Here is a 13,364-nt window from a genome sequence, read left to right as displayed (position 1 = left end):
CTTTGAGTTTCCTTTTATGATGTAACCATCTACTAATTACAAACGGAATCATAAAGGAGCGATCGAGATGGACCACATTATTGAAGTGAGCCAATTGTTGAAAACATTTGGACACAAAACCGCTTTGAAAAATATTAATTTTACCATTAAAAAAGGAGAGATTTTTGGATTGCTCGGCCCGAGTGGATCGGGGAAAACAACAACGGTCAAAATCCTTACTTCCCAGTTACTTCATTCAAATGGAGAAGTAAGGGTTTTCGGAACAGACATTAAAAAAGTGAATCATGATCACTTAAAGCGCATCGGTATTCTAACAGATAATAGCGGGTTATATGAACGTTTGAGTATTTATGATAACCTCTCTCTATTTGCCAAATTGTACGATGTCAACGAATGGCGAATTGACGAAGTCTTAAATGAAGTGAATCTATTAAATGAAAAGAAAACGTTAGTGAAAAAGTTATCTAAAGGAATGAAGCAACGTGTGACATTAGCGCGAGCGTTATTGCATAAACCAGATTTATTATTTTTAGATGAACCAACATCGGCATTAGACCCGGCGAATGTACAGCATATTCACAATGGATTGCGCCGTTTAAATGAAGAAGGAACGACGATCTTTTTAACCACTCATAATATGGAGGAAGCAGAATCGTTATGTGATCGTGTTGCTTTCTTAAATAACGGCGAAATTGTTGCATTGGGTGAGCCGAAAAAGCTTCGTCTCCAATATACAGACTATACGATTGAACTCATGTTAAAAAATGAAAAAAAAGAAACGTTGAAAATGGATGAAGCGGGTGGAGCCAAAATCCAAGAGTATATTCGAAATGGGGAGCTTATTTCCATTCATTCGAACGAGCCAACATTAGGAGATATCTTCATTCAATTAACGGGGAGGGATTTAGTATGAGCTTGTCAATGAAGCGGATTTCAGCACTTGTTACGAAAGAGTATCAAGACTTAAAGACAAATTCACAAATATTAATCATGGTAGCATTGCCAATTTTGTTTGCTTTTTTAAATAGTAAAGTTGATGGGGGAGACACTCCGGAAGCCGCTACAAAACCACTTCTAATTATTTTCACAGTAGTGACATGCTACATTCAATCTTTATTAATTGCTGAAGATAAAGAGAAGAATACATTACGTGTCTTAATGTTATCACCAGCAAGACCAGCAGAAATTTTAATCGGCAAAAGCTTGCTAACTTTTATTGCTACGATCGTTATTTGTTGTATATGTTTTGCTATTTTAGGAACAGATATGAAAAATATATGGTTAACATCTGGAGTTATTTTGCTATCGGCGTTTTTATTTACAATTTTTGGAACGATTATTGGTTTGATTTCTGAAAATGTGACGCAAACATCTATTTACGGAGTACCGTTTATGTTCTTGATGATGTTAGGACCTAGTGTCAAATATATGATTGAAAATGAAATGTTGCTCAGGTTGGTTTCTTATTTACCATCGGATCATTTAGTAATCGGAATGACTAAGGCGATGGAAGTAGGAACGTTTTCAAGTATTAAAACGAATGTGTTGAATTTGCTTATTTGGATAATAGCTAGTCTGATCGTTTGTTTCGTCATCTATAATAAACGCCGATTTGATAAGTAATTGAAAAGAGGTGACCTTAAGGTGCAGAGGTCACCTCTTTTATCATTGACGGAAAAAAAAGATCTTGTTATAGTAATAAATAAATTTTCAGAATAGTTATTGGAATTTGAGAGGAGAAGAGAGAGATGAGTAAAGTACAGTTAGAAGAGGGATATTTCGGACAGTTTGGTGGTAGCTTTGTACCACCTGAGATGAAAGAGGCATTAGATCATATTGCCGCGCAATTTCATAAATATAAAGATGATCCAGAGTTTATCGAGGAATTTAAATATTATTTAAAAGAATACGTCGGTCGCGAAAATCCGCTGACGTATGCTAGCCAGTTAACTAAGCAGTTAGGTGGAGCGAAAATCTATTTAAAGCGGGAGGATTTAAACCATACGGGATCACATAAGATCAATAACGTCATGGGGCAAATTTTGCTAGCGAAAAAGATGGGAGCGAAGCGGGTCATCGCTGAGACAGGTGCAGGCCAACATGGCGTAGCGACCGCGACTGTTTGTGCCATGTTTGGCATGGAATGCGTTATTTACATGGGCGCAGAGGATATTCGCCGCCAAGCATTGAATGTATTCCGGATGGAGTTATTAGGGGCGAAAGTCGTTTCGGTTGAAAAGGGTCAAGGTCGTTTAAAGGATGCTGTAGACGAAGCGTTGAATGATCTTATCGCTAATTATAAAAACACATTCTACCTATTAGGCTCTGCCGTTGGTCCTCACCCGTATCCAACGATGGTGAAGCATTTCCATTCGATTATTAGTGAGGAGTCGAAGCGACAAATTCTCGAAAAGGAAGGACGCTTGCCGGATGCAGTTATCGCTTGTGTCGGTGGTGGAAGCAATGCGATAGGGGCGTTTGCTCACTATTTAAAAGAGCCGTCTGTTCGCTTAATTGGAGTGGAACCAGATCAAGCAGCTTCTTTAACGAAAGGAAAGCCAGCTGTCTTGCACGGTTTCAAATGCCTCGTGTTAATGGATGAAGAGGGCAATCCACAGCCGACCTATTCGATTGCGGCCGGGCTTGATTATCCAGGCGTTGGTCCAGAACATAGTGAATTAAAAGAATCGGGTCGCGCTGAGTATTATACGGTAACTAATCAGGAGGTGCTGGATGCCTTTCAAACGCTGTCACGTACAGAAGGGATCATTCCAGCTCTTGAAAGCTCTCACGCTGTTGCTCATGCAATCAAAATGGCTCCAGATATGAAGCAGGATCAAGTTATTATTGTTAACATTTCTGGCCGTGGGGATAAAGACGTTCAACAAGTATTTGAAATGATGAAGAAATAATCAAAGGCCGAGATTCAAGGTTATCGTTGAATCTCGGCTTTTTGGGGTAGTACCACATGCCCATCAAGCTAAAGAAACGAATTTCCCCCAAAATGAAAAAAACGTTATTCTTTCAGTAAAATACTTGAAAAGGGTGACGTTTTTTCATGGACCTCTCGCTTTCTGAAGAATTACATCTATTCTCACAAGAATTACAACGCTTTAATTCAGCAGCTGTCGCCTTCCTCAGAAAAGTCTTTACTTCACTCCTAACACAAAAACTTTGTGCGACACAATCGCTATCTTCACACATGATTTCTGCTTTTAAACGTATTCGGATTTTGGATGCGACGGTGTTTCAGCTGCCAGATGCCTTCGCAAATGATTATCAAGGTTCAGGTGGAAGTAGTCACACGGCAGGTGTAAAGATCCAATTAGAATACGATTTACTGAGTGGACAATTCTTAAACGTGCAGCTAGGACCGGGTAAAAATAATGACAAAACCTATGGCACGGATTGTCTTGAAAGCGTGCAGGCAGGTGATTTATGCCTGCGTGACTTAGGTTATTTTGATTTGCGGGATTTACAAACCATTCATGAGAAAGAAGCCTACTATACCTCACGCTTAAAGTTGAATACACGCATTTATATCAAGAACCCTGAGCCAGAATATTTCAAGAACGGTACAATGAAGAAACAGACCGAATATATTCAGCTTGATATGGCACAAATTATGAAAGAACTGAAACTAGGTGAGACCATGGAAATTTCGGAAGCTTATATTGGCCAAATTCAGAAATTACCGACACGTGTCATTGTCCATCGATTAACGAATGATCAAACCGAAACACGTCTAAAAAACCAAGCTGTACGTGAGAAAAAGAAAGGTATTGTCATGAAAGAAAAAAGTAAACAACTAATGGGAATCAACGTATATATCACAAACACATCAACAAAAAAAGTACAAACGAATTACGTACACGCTTTGTATTCATTACGCTGGCAAATAGAAATTTTGTTTAAAACATGGAAATCTTTCTTTGAGATCGATGAGTGTAAAAACATCAAAAAAGAACGCTTAGAATGCCATTTATATGGACAACTCATCGGGATTCTTCTGTGTTCTTCCACGATGTTTCAAATGCGACAGCTCCTGCTGGAAAAGAAAAAACAAGAGCTAAGCGAATACAAGTCGATTTATATGATTAAGGACTATTTTCCATTATTATTTGAGGCCATGTCTGGTGGCACACATGAACTCTTAAAACTTCTCTATCGCCTCTATCAATTGTTTAAAAAGAATGGGCGTAAGTGTCATCGGTATCAGAAGAAGACAGTCTTTGACATTCTCGGTATCGTGTATGAAACGACAGTAAAGCGGAAACAAGCTGCCTAGCGAAAAAATCATATTTTAATAGGTTTCTTTGTCATGCTTACTTTTCTGATACTCACCGGTGTTGGAACAATAATTACCACGCCTCTAACAGTTTCTGTCGTTAGCTTGATGGGCATGGGGTACAGCCAACATTTCGGAAATTTTGTACGCTAAGCAAATTTCAACCTAAAAAAAGTCGGATTCCAGCACGCTAAGGAACCGACTTTTTATTTGGCTTGTTAAGCTGAAGCCTCCGTTAGTTGAATATCACGTTATTCTTTAAAGGCACTTCCTGAGACATTGACTCTCTTTGATACAAAGAAATATACAAATAGATAAACAAATAAACTTCCAATTATAAGATAGTATATTTTAGCAGTAGAAGTATGAATGAAACGAGTGAAATATAGAATAAACAATTGTGCATATAATATAACCAAGACAAACTTTAAGAAAGAATCATTCATCTGGGATTTAGAAATAGGATAAAGTAATACACTTTGTTTAATTTCATGTTGTAAAGGAATTACTTGAAGTCCAGTCATAAGTAAAATTAGGAGAGTAAAAATCCAACCACTTGTTGGTATAGCATAATTAGCAAATATGCCAATTACAGTTAGTCTTAGATAAAGGTAAAAGTAATCATTATATCTTACAAACAAGTGTGAGTATAAATATACGAATGTACTACTCTGACTATATGGAATACACCTTTTCAAAAACATAGTAAGCAAACGTCTTTTCCGAAAAGAACGTTTAAGATTAGGGACATCCATGAAAATATTAATAAATTTAAAGTTACTTAATAAGGCACTTTCTTCTTCAACTATTAGCCATTGCCAATTCAGATTTCTTTTTTTTCCTATAAAATAAATTAAATAGATGAAATTTATACTCATTAAAACAAGCTCAAAAATCCATTCATTATTAAACAAAAAGTAACACATTAAATATATTGAAAAAAACCTATTTAGCCTATGTAACACAAATTGTACATGGGTCTTTAACCATTGTTCAGTCCACTTCATTAAAATGTTATAAGCAGCAATCCCCACTATAAAAAAAAGAAAGAGAAGATTTATATTAGTTGTGTGCAAAAATAGGGATAAAAAAACAGTTATGAAACTTACCAATTTAATAACATCAATAACAAAACTATATATAAGTGATTTAATAAAATAAGGCTTTAATCCCCATTCTAATGGCAACAAAAAGATTATATCTGCCCTTTTAACAAAAGTACGAACTTTTGTCTGTTTTAAAGTGTAGGTTACAAATAGTGATAAGATTACTTCAACAGATATTTGAGAAGGTATCCACTGTAGAAATAAATTAAAATAATAAATAAAGATACTACTAATGATCAGAAAAAAGTAAACAACATTCGCACCAATGATTGAATAGTATCTGAACATCTTTCTATAAAATTCCTGAAACCTTAAACCCCATAATGTTTTTATATCCATTAATACACCCACACTTTCATGAATTTTCTCAAAAACATAGAGTGCACCAAATATTCATCTATCTTCACTGCAATATATGAATTGCTTTTCCCTAAATTCATTTCCTAATATGAACCATATATCTTAAAGTTCTTCCTAAACCTGATTACTTTAGCTTAAGCACATTGTTTAGCAACCTATACCGATATTAACGATTAACTTCAGAATCATCTTTTCAAACAATTCGTCCATCATCGCTTTCATACGTTGTCCACGAAATTCATTAATCGTGCGGAAATCGGGCTGTTGCATCGTAGCTAGCCACATCGTCGGAAGGTTTTCTTTTGTGAGCTTTTCGATGCCACGGCACGAGTATACCTTTTAGGAATAGCCATACAAAATTACTTTCAACATCATTTTCGGATGGTACGAGCTTCGACCGCCACCTGAATAATAGGCAAACAATTGCTCATCAGGGATCACTTCGATCATTTCATCAATCACCCGTGCGACGTGATGTTCAGGAATCTAAGCTTCAATGTCTAGGATTGTTTGGCTTTGGGAGGATTGATACGGTTTAAATGTGGGGGAAAGCGTTCGCTTGGAAACGGAAGTTTCTTCTTTTACCTCTAGAGGAAGGCTCATTTGCGTGTTATAATGGTCAGTAGTAATCTTTGGATTGCTCATAAAAAATCGCTCCTTTTGAAATGTGGTGTGGTAACTTCATTTTACTATAAAGGGCGATTTTTTTGTGGGCTTTTTTCCATAAATGAAGAAGGGCTGTCACAGAAAGTCAGTTTTCACTGACTTTCTGGACAGCCCCCTTTTTTTCGTGAAATTTATTTTGGGATCTATTTATGATATCTTATTTTAATACCTAGTCATAATTTTGATTGACAAAGGTGAAAATCGAGTGATAGGATAGGGTTTATAATTTTGAGTTTTCGGACAATATTGAAGAAGAACAAAAAATTGAAATGAGGGACGTTTAGTGAAAGAGCTTCAATCATTTGGTTGGTATGCTGCACGCATTGCGCCGCACCTTCCTAAACAAGCGTTTAAGCCTGCTCCTGAGAGATTATGGGCTGGTTTCGTTCATTTATTGATTGTTATCGCAGGAATATTGACGATTAGTTTGACTGATTTGAATGTATGGCTTTATGTGCCGATAGCTGTAATCTTAGGCTCTTCCTTTGCTTCGATGGGGCTACTTGGACATGAAATTTTGCATGGAACCGTCGTTAGAAAAGCATGGTTGCGTGATTTAACAGGAGGAATTGCCTTTTTTCCGTTAAGTACAGGTCCGCGTCTATGGAGGAAGTGGCACAATATGACACATCATATCCACACGCAAGATGAAGAAAAGGACCCCGATGCATGGCCGACCATTGAACAATTTGCCAAAAGTCCGTTACTGAAGGGGATATACAAGCTTCCAACTTCACTGCGAGGGTTTTTAGGTATGGCGTTTTTAGCGATTACATTTACGTTTCATTCGCTCCGAATGTTTAAACGGTTTATTTTAGAATTCAAGCCAGATAAACGCGTGTCCGTTTGGTTTCAGTTGCTTTTGCCGTGGGTGACATGGATTGGGCTTCTATTCCTAATTGGTCCGTTAAAATGGCTGTTTGCGTTTGTTATTCCGTTGTTAATCGGTAACTTTATTGTTATGGCTTACATTGCGACGAATCATCGTCTAAATCCGATGACACCAGTGAATGATCCACTGGCTAACAGTTTAACGGTTACCGTTCCAAAATGGGTAGACATGCTTCATTTCAATTTTTCTTACCATACGGAGCATCACTTATTTCCCGGAATGAGTTCTAAATACTATCCGCTCGTGAAAGCCGAATTGAAAAAGCGCTGGCCGGAGCGCTATCATGAAATGCCGTTAACACAAGCGCTAGCAGCTCTTTATAAGACACCGCGTATATACAATAACCAGACCGAGCTAGTTGATCCATTTCCAGGAACAAAGTTTGGGACACTTGGACATGGATTAGAACCTTCCAATATTAAACAAAAAGTAACATCAGAAAAGACAACAAAAGAGAAGTCGAATGATTCTGTTAGTCGTTAGACAAGAAAAGAAGAGGGTCGCTATTCATAAGCAACCCTCTTCTTTGACAGTATTAGGAGTGTATTGTTTTATATTAACGCCCGGCAGTTTAGACATAAAAGCGCATCTTTGAGATTGGAAGTCTGGGGTTAGTCTTCACAAAGGTGTCTAAACTACCTTGCAGACGTTAGCAAAGATTATGATTTAGTTGTAGCAAATTCTTCTTTAAGCATCGTGCCATTTTCAGCGAAGTTCGTATGCCAAGAAAAGGCTTTTGCTAACACATGTGGCGTATGTCCACCGCGTTTTAGTGCTTCATCAAAGTAAGCAGAGATTTGCTCTTTATACATTGGATGTACACAGTTATTAATGATAGTGCGAGCGCGTTCCACTGGTGCCAAACCACGTAAGTCAGCGTAGCCTTGTTCTGTAACAAGGACATCGACATCATGCTCCGTATGGTCGACGTGAGAGACAAATGGCACGATGCTTGAAATCTTGCCGTCCTTCGCAATCGACTTAGTGACAAAGATCGCTAAACGACAATTGCGAGCGAAATCTCCAGAGCCGCCGATTCCATTCATCATTTTTGTGCCGCCGACATGAGTTGAGTTAATGTTTCCATAAATATCTGCTTCTAGAGCGGTATTGATGGAAATTAGACCGAGACGACGAATGATTTCAGGATGGTTGGAAATCTCTTGTGGACGCAACACGAGTTGATCACTATATTTATCCATATCCGCAAACACTTGCTTCATTTTTGCTTCGGACAATGTGATGGAGCACCCAGAAGCAAAGCGAACTTTGCCGCTATCTAATAAATCAAATACTGCATCCTGTAATACTTCAGAATACACTTCCAGATCTTCAAATTCTGAATCCAATAATCCGTGAAGCACCGCGTTAGCTACTGTACCGATCCCTGATTGTAATGGAGCCAACGTATTCGTTAAACGGCCAGCTTTAATTTCTTCCCGAAAGAGCGTAATTAAATGGTTGGCCATTGTTGCCGTATCCTCATCTGGAGGTGTGATCGTTGAAGGAGAGTCTAAATCATCCGTCAACACGATTCCTCTAATTTTATTAACGTCTACATAAACGCCTTTCGTACCGATTCTGGTATCTACAGAGGTCAGTGGAATCGGCGAGCGTTGGCCCTGTTCACCTGTTTCATAAATATCATGTAGACCTTCAAGAGCTAACGGTTGAGCTACGTTCAGTTCAATAATGATATTTTCTGCTTTCTCTAAGAAAATAGAGGAGTTTCCGACAGATGTTGTTGGGATAATCGCTCCATCCTCTGTAATAGCTACCGCTTCGACAATCGCGAAATCAATGGGATTTAATACATCAGCTCGCACCATTTCAGCGACATGAGATAAATGCTGATCTGTGAAGTACATTTCTCCTTGATTGATCTTCTTGCGCATCGCTGGGTCTGCTTGGAACGGTAAGCGTTTATTAACGATCCCCGCTTCCGCCATTAATTTATCAATATCAAACCCAAGTGAAGCTCCAGTGTATACATCAACTTTAAATGGTTCATCTTTAGAACGGTCCACTAATGCCATTGGGACAGCTTTCGCATCCCCAGCACGTGTGAAACCACTTAGTCCAAGAGTCATTCCGTCCTTAATCCAAGAGGCAGCCTCATCGGCAGATACAATTAACGATTGTAATTTTGTATTGCGCAAACGTTCTGTGATTCGAGAATTCACAAATAATCCCCCTCTTACTTTTTTAAATATTCTATCAACTTTCTGATGCTTGCTCATCCGCTTTTGCATGAAAAGCCTTTAATTTGCACCGAAACAGAATATATCATACATGGAACAGAAAGTTAATAGTTAAGTGATTTTCTGAACAAACTGGAATAGGTTTGGCTCACTGGTATCTTTATTTTATTCTTCATGATGAGCAGGAAAGTAGAGTGAGAATCCGGCTGAATTTCCTGAATGAAGTTGACATTGACAATGTAGGAACGATGGACGCGAATAAAATGATCTACCGGCAATAAAAATTCAAGCTCAGTTAAATTCAGCTTATGATAGCCTTCTCGGTTGACAGCTTGTACCTTTGTTTTACGACTTTCTGCTTCCAAATAGATCACATCTTTATAAGGAATAGGATACCAACAATCCTCTGATTTTATCGTAAAAAAATTGGTTGAGATCGGTGACGGCTTCGCAGGGAAAATCGTTGTTACCGCACCGGTCACCTGATCTCCACTAAATAGTGGGACGGCCATGGCATAATAAGGTGTGCCATACACCTCGCTATCGATGTATTCGGAAACAGTATGCTTTTCTGAAATCGCCTTTCCTGTTACGCCGCCTTTTTTAAAAGGTTCACCAGGACGAATTTGTAAATCCACAAGTTTACTCGGCTGGTAATAAATAAACTTTTCTGCATCTGACACGGCCACAGATGTATTGTATGGAAGAAATGTCCTCATCACATCCATAATAGAAGTCACTGTAAGGTTATCCATAATCTCCACCTCTTCTTGCTTATCGTATATACTTATCTTATCAAGATCCTATGAAAGAAGGAAGAAAGGAAGAGATCAATGAGCAAAGCAAAAACAAATGCGATGCGGCTGCTTGATGCCGCTAAATTGACCTATGAGACATTAGTATATGAAAATAAGGACGGAAAAATTGATGGTATTTCCGTTGCCAATAAAATCGGTAAAAATCAGGAAATCGTTTATAAAACGTTAGTCACGAGTGGAGGGAAGGATTTATACGTATTCGTGATTCCGGTGGCAGAAGAGCTAGATTTAAAAAAAGCAGCTAAAGCGGCGGGAGAGAAAAAGCTTGAAATGATACCTGTGAAGGATATTCAAAAACATACAGGTTATATTCGAGGTGGCTGCTCACCGATTGGCATGAAAAAGCTATATCCGACTTTTATTGATGCAAGTGCCAACTCGCTAGAGACACTGATTGTTAGCGGGGGAAAAATCGGCATCCAGCTCGAATTAAAAGCGGCTGATCTAATCAATTTAACAAACGGCAATGCCCAATTTGATCTGGTCAAGTAAAAGATATGACAACCTTGAATATTATGTGAAGCTTCTGTTAATGTTATGTGACTTTTTGATGAAAAGATAATGAACATGGTATTTTTTTGCTTTTTTTGATATATAATGTGGGCATAACAAAAGAATAGGAAGTGAAAATAATAATGGTTGTTGTCAACTTACTTGATTCAAGAAATTATTTTGACGGTGAAATTAAAGAGGATTTCTTAGTTATTTACGAAAAACTTCAGCATTCTCAAGCGGTCTTTCATGAAGGCAAGTTTGGAGAAGTCGAAGGATCTACGGAAGAATATTTAAAAGTATTACACAATCCAGGTGAAGATTGCTCATTAATGAATGTGAAAAGCTACAAAATCGGGCAAGAATATGAATGTCTAGACGATGCACTAAACAACATCAAAGAAGTTCACCGAGAAATTTTCAAGTAAGGGATCTGAACAACGACAATTGTTATTAGTACATGAGAGGTAGCCTCCAAACTGGGGCTACCTCTTTTTCGTGTGTTTGGGTAATTTGATCAACCTTAGCAAACCTTCTCCGACTCTCTCTGAACATAAACCACTTTTGATCATCATATATATAAATAGTGAGACCAGTTTAAATCGATCGATAAAGAGGTGTAAGTATGAGCGATCAAGCGATTCGTTATTTTACACGAGGCAACACGGCGAAAGGGTTTTATAGCTTACTTGAAACGAACCTTCAGGGGATCGAGCAAGTGTTTATTGTAGATGGTGGAACAGAAGCGGACAGAAAGGCTTGTATCGGACGATTGGCTGAGCGTTGTGTAGAGTTGGGAATGAATGTGGAATTCGTTCACTGTGCCTCTGATCCAGATGCCCTTGAAGGGGTCATCATGACGGATAAAAAAGCAGCTGTGTATGCGTATAGTCTTTCTGCTAAAGAAATCGCGGGGGCGAACAAACAGTATGTCACCATTCCAGAACGAAAGCCTGTCTCTGAACGAGCAGCACAGGAAATACTTGAGTTTGTAGAAAAAGCGAATACAGCCACAACAAAGGCTTATGTTTGTTTTAGAAAGGCGCTTGAAGTGCATGATGACTGGGAGCATATTTACATTCAAGCACTCGATCAACGGCGAGCGAATCAACTGACGGCCAACATTATTCAGCAGCTCATTCCTGGAAACGATCAATATCGGAAGACAGCAGTAAGTAAACATCGCTTTCTCGGTGCGGCGACCCCGAAAGGAGCGGTGGACTTCATCGACAATTTAACTGAGAATCTTAACAATCGCTACTTTATTAAAGGGCGACCAGGTTCAGGAAAGTCAACAATGATGAAGAAAATTGTCGCTGCCGCAGAGGAGCGAGGCTATAGCACAGAAGTGTATCATTGTGGCTTTGACCCAAACAGTATAGACATGGTGATCGCTAGAGAGTTGGACTTTGCTATATTCGACAGCACAGCCCCACATGAATATTTTCCTGACAGACCGTCTGATCGTATTATTGACCTTTATGAAGAAATTATCGAAGAAGGAACCGATGAAAAAAATGCAACGAAAATCAATGAAGTGGCCGATCAATACAGTACTTTAATGAAAAGAGCGACTCGTTATTTAGCAGAAAGCAAGCAATACAAAGATCAAATCGAAACATTATATGAACAAAGGAAAGATCCAACGATTATCAGTCACGTTTGCCATCATATTTTAGAAAAACTTTAAAACGAGAGAGCCAGAAGCGATTTCTGGCTCTCATTTCTCGTTCCATAAAAATTGTCCGATTAGCGCATTAACCTCATCGCTTTCATGTAAGCCGCTATGGTTAATGTGGCGGTCCAAAATGGTGGCTTCGGTATAGTTTTCTTTAGGGACGATGTGTTTAATCGCTAGTGCGCTATCAACGGTCACTAATTGATCACCAACTCCAGCAATTGTGAGCACTTGTACATGCTTCGGGAAAGCCTCTTTATTGTGATCTAGTTGTTGAACGGCAGAAGAATTAGGCATCAAGTCATATGCAGCTCCTCCTATGTTCGTTTTCAAGTAAGCTCCTTCTTTTACCCCTTTAAACGGACTGCCGATCACAACTAGTTTATCAACATATGGATATTTATTTGTGTGTTGATAATCCTCTAAAAATTTTGTAGACACAATTCCACCCATCGAGTGGCCGACTAGATTGACCTGATCAATACGATAATGGGTCTTCAACGTGTTCATCACTTCAGAGAGCCAGTAAGCGGTATCCTTAAAGCTCGCTCGGTTATTTTCAAATATGACTTGAACGAACAAGCGGTCCTTCGCTGTATAACGATGCACTTTAGAGATCAAAATACGGCCATCTTTCGTCACTTTGCAGACGAGAGCTTGCTTGCCCCATTGATGCTCATTTTCGAAACGATGGAGCATCGAACGGAAAGAAACGGCTGTCCCTTTATAGCCATGAACAAATACCGTAACGTTAGAGGGAGGCGCAGTCGCTGCTTTTGTTTGAGTAAGTAAATAATAACCGATGCAACTAAAGACGATAAGGAGTGCAATTAAGGTGTTTTTTCTCAGGTGACTCATCTTAT

At 38.7% G+C, this 13,364-nt stretch carries 14 protein-coding genes and 1 pseudogene; 8 read left to right on the top strand and 7 right to left on the bottom strand.

Features of this window, described 5'->3' with window-relative positions:
• Positions 1 to 67 precede the first annotated feature (67 nt).
• The 4 genes and pseudogenes from ACSVDJ_RS17880 to ACSVDJ_RS17865 form a co-directional block, all read left to right on the top strand.
• On the top strand, positions 68 to 913 hold the full coding sequence (locus ACSVDJ_RS17880; RefSeq protein WP_439167708.1) for an ABC transporter ATP-binding protein: 846 nt from the start codon (positions 68 to 70) through the stop codon (positions 911 to 913).
• A complete protein-coding gene (locus ACSVDJ_RS17875; protein WP_439167707.1) occupies positions 910 to 1,623 on the top strand; it encodes an ABC transporter permease in 714 nt (237 codons plus the stop codon). Before ACSVDJ_RS17880 ends, ACSVDJ_RS17875 begins: the two co-directional genes overlap by 4 nt.
• Before the next feature lie 125 nt (positions 1,624 to 1,748).
• Positions 1,749 to 2,912, top strand: coding sequence for a tryptophan synthase subunit beta (gene trpB, locus ACSVDJ_RS17870; RefSeq protein ID WP_439167705.1), 1,164 nt, complete (start codon positions 1,749 to 1,751; stop codon positions 2,910 to 2,912).
• Between the two features lie 194 nt (positions 2,913 to 3,106).
• Positions 3,107 to 4,288: pseudogene (locus ACSVDJ_RS17865) on the top strand (IS4 family transposase); the annotation flags it as partial.
• Between the two features lie 251 nt (positions 4,289 to 4,539).
• On the opposite strand, the gene ACSVDJ_RS17860 reads toward ACSVDJ_RS17865, so the two are convergent.
• The 4 genes from ACSVDJ_RS17860 to ACSVDJ_RS17845 all read right to left on the bottom strand — a co-directional run bounded on the left by ACSVDJ_RS17860 (position 4,540) and on the right by ACSVDJ_RS17845 (position 6,399).
• Positions 4,540 to 5,733, bottom strand: a complete 1,194-nt coding sequence (locus tag ACSVDJ_RS17860) for an ABC transporter permease (protein WP_518619569.1) — start codon at positions 5,731 to 5,733, stop codon at positions 4,540 to 4,542.
• 168 nt (positions 5,734 to 5,901) lie between these two features.
• Positions 5,902 to 6,039, bottom strand: coding sequence for a hypothetical protein (locus ACSVDJ_RS17855; RefSeq protein WP_518619567.1), 138 nt, complete (start codon positions 6,037 to 6,039; stop codon positions 5,902 to 5,904).
• Between the two features lie 54 nt (positions 6,040 to 6,093).
• Entirely contained in the window at positions 6,094 to 6,240 is a 147-nt protein-coding gene (locus tag ACSVDJ_RS17850; RefSeq protein WP_518620703.1) for a transposase, read from the bottom strand.
• Positions 6,241 to 6,399 carry a hypothetical protein gene (locus ACSVDJ_RS17845; RefSeq protein WP_439167702.1) on the bottom strand — a complete coding sequence of 53 codons (159 nt, stop codon included), beginning with the start codon at positions 6,397 to 6,399 and terminating at the stop codon, positions 6,241 to 6,243. It lies immediately after the preceding gene.
• Between the two features lie 304 nt (positions 6,400 to 6,703).
• On the opposite strand from ACSVDJ_RS17845, the gene desB reads away from it, so the two are divergent.
• Positions 6,704 to 7,795 carry a Delta(10) desaturase DesB gene (gene desB / locus ACSVDJ_RS17840; RefSeq protein ID WP_439167700.1) on the top strand — a complete coding sequence of 364 codons (1,092 nt, stop codon included), beginning with the start codon at positions 6,704 to 6,706 and terminating at the stop codon, positions 7,793 to 7,795.
• A gap of 176 nt (positions 7,796 to 7,971) precedes the next feature.
• On the opposite strand, the gene scpC is transcribed toward desB, so the two are convergent.
• Positions 7,972 to 9,495, bottom strand: a complete 1,524-nt coding sequence (gene scpC, locus ACSVDJ_RS17835) for a succinyl-CoA:acetate CoA-transferase ScpC (protein WP_439167698.1) — start codon at positions 9,493 to 9,495, stop codon at positions 7,972 to 7,974.
• 122 nt (positions 9,496 to 9,617) lie between these two features.
• Positions 9,618 to 10,268, bottom strand: coding sequence for a LytTR family DNA-binding domain-containing protein (locus ACSVDJ_RS17830; RefSeq protein WP_439167697.1), 651 nt, complete (start codon positions 10,266 to 10,268; stop codon positions 9,618 to 9,620).
• Positions 10,269 to 10,346: 78 nt separating this feature from the next.
• Between ACSVDJ_RS17830 and ybaK the strand changes: the two genes are divergently transcribed.
• From ybaK to ACSVDJ_RS17815, 3 genes are all read left to right on the top strand, one after another.
• Positions 10,347 to 10,823, top strand: a complete 477-nt coding sequence (gene ybaK, locus ACSVDJ_RS17825) for a Cys-tRNA(Pro) deacylase (protein WP_439167696.1) — start codon at positions 10,347 to 10,349, stop codon at positions 10,821 to 10,823.
• A gap of 143 nt (positions 10,824 to 10,966) precedes the next feature.
• Complete coding sequence (locus tag ACSVDJ_RS17820; RefSeq protein ID WP_439167695.1) at positions 10,967 to 11,251, top strand: hypothetical protein; 285 nt, start codon at positions 10,967 to 10,969, stop codon at positions 11,249 to 11,251.
• 197 nt (positions 11,252 to 11,448) lie between these two features.
• Positions 11,449 to 12,513, top strand: a complete 1,065-nt coding sequence (locus ACSVDJ_RS17815) for a hypothetical protein (RefSeq protein WP_439167694.1) — start codon at positions 11,449 to 11,451, stop codon at positions 12,511 to 12,513.
• Between the two features lie 30 nt (positions 12,514 to 12,543).
• On the opposite strand, the gene ACSVDJ_RS17810 is transcribed toward ACSVDJ_RS17815, so the two are convergent.
• Positions 12,544 to 13,359: an alpha/beta fold hydrolase gene (locus ACSVDJ_RS17810; protein ID WP_439167693.1), complete on the bottom strand. Its 816-nt coding sequence runs from the start codon at positions 13,357 to 13,359 to the stop codon at positions 12,544 to 12,546.
• Positions 13,360 to 13,364 lie beyond the last annotated feature (5 nt).

Source organism: Bacillus sp. Hm123, from assembly GCF_051842975.2.
GTDB lineage: Bacteria > Bacillota > Bacilli > Bacillales > Domibacillaceae > Bacillus_CE.
Note: the sequence above shows the minus strand (reverse complement) of the source record. Positions and strands in the feature narration are given on the sequence as shown.

Excerpts from the sequence above, each read along its gene's own strand:
- ACSVDJ_RS17810 (WP_439167693.1), bottom strand. The coding sequence starts at position 13,359 with ATGAGTCACCTGAGAAAAAACACCTTAATTGCACTCCTTATCGTCTTT.
- ACSVDJ_RS17830 (WP_439167697.1), bottom strand. The coding sequence starts at position 10,268 with ATGGATAACCTTACAGTGACTTCTATTATGGATGTGATGAGGACATTT.
- ACSVDJ_RS17815 (WP_439167694.1), top strand. The coding sequence starts at position 11,449 with ATGAGCGATCAAGCGATTCGTTATTTTACACGAGGCAACACGGCGAAA.
- ACSVDJ_RS17855 (WP_518619567.1), bottom strand. The coding sequence starts at position 6,039 with ATGTGGCTAGCTACGATGCAACAGCCCGATTTCCGCACGATTAATGAA.
- ACSVDJ_RS17820 (WP_439167695.1), top strand. The coding sequence starts at position 10,967 with ATGGTTGTTGTCAACTTACTTGATTCAAGAAATTATTTTGACGGTGAA.
- ACSVDJ_RS17875 (WP_439167707.1), top strand. The coding sequence starts at position 910 with ATGAGCTTGTCAATGAAGCGGATTTCAGCACTTGTTACGAAAGAGTAT.
- ACSVDJ_RS17860 (WP_518619569.1), bottom strand. The coding sequence starts at position 5,733 with ATGGATATAAAAACATTATGGGGTTTAAGGTTTCAGGAATTTTATAGA.
- ACSVDJ_RS17880 (WP_439167708.1), top strand. The coding sequence starts at position 68 with ATGGACCACATTATTGAAGTGAGCCAATTGTTGAAAACATTTGGACAC.
- ybaK (WP_439167696.1), top strand. The coding sequence starts at position 10,347 with ATGAGCAAAGCAAAAACAAATGCGATGCGGCTGCTTGATGCCGCTAAA.
- trpB (WP_439167705.1), top strand. The coding sequence starts at position 1,749 with ATGAGTAAAGTACAGTTAGAAGAGGGATATTTCGGACAGTTTGGTGGT.
- ACSVDJ_RS17845 (WP_439167702.1), bottom strand. The coding sequence starts at position 6,399 with ATGAGCAATCCAAAGATTACTACTGACCATTATAACACGCAAATGAGC.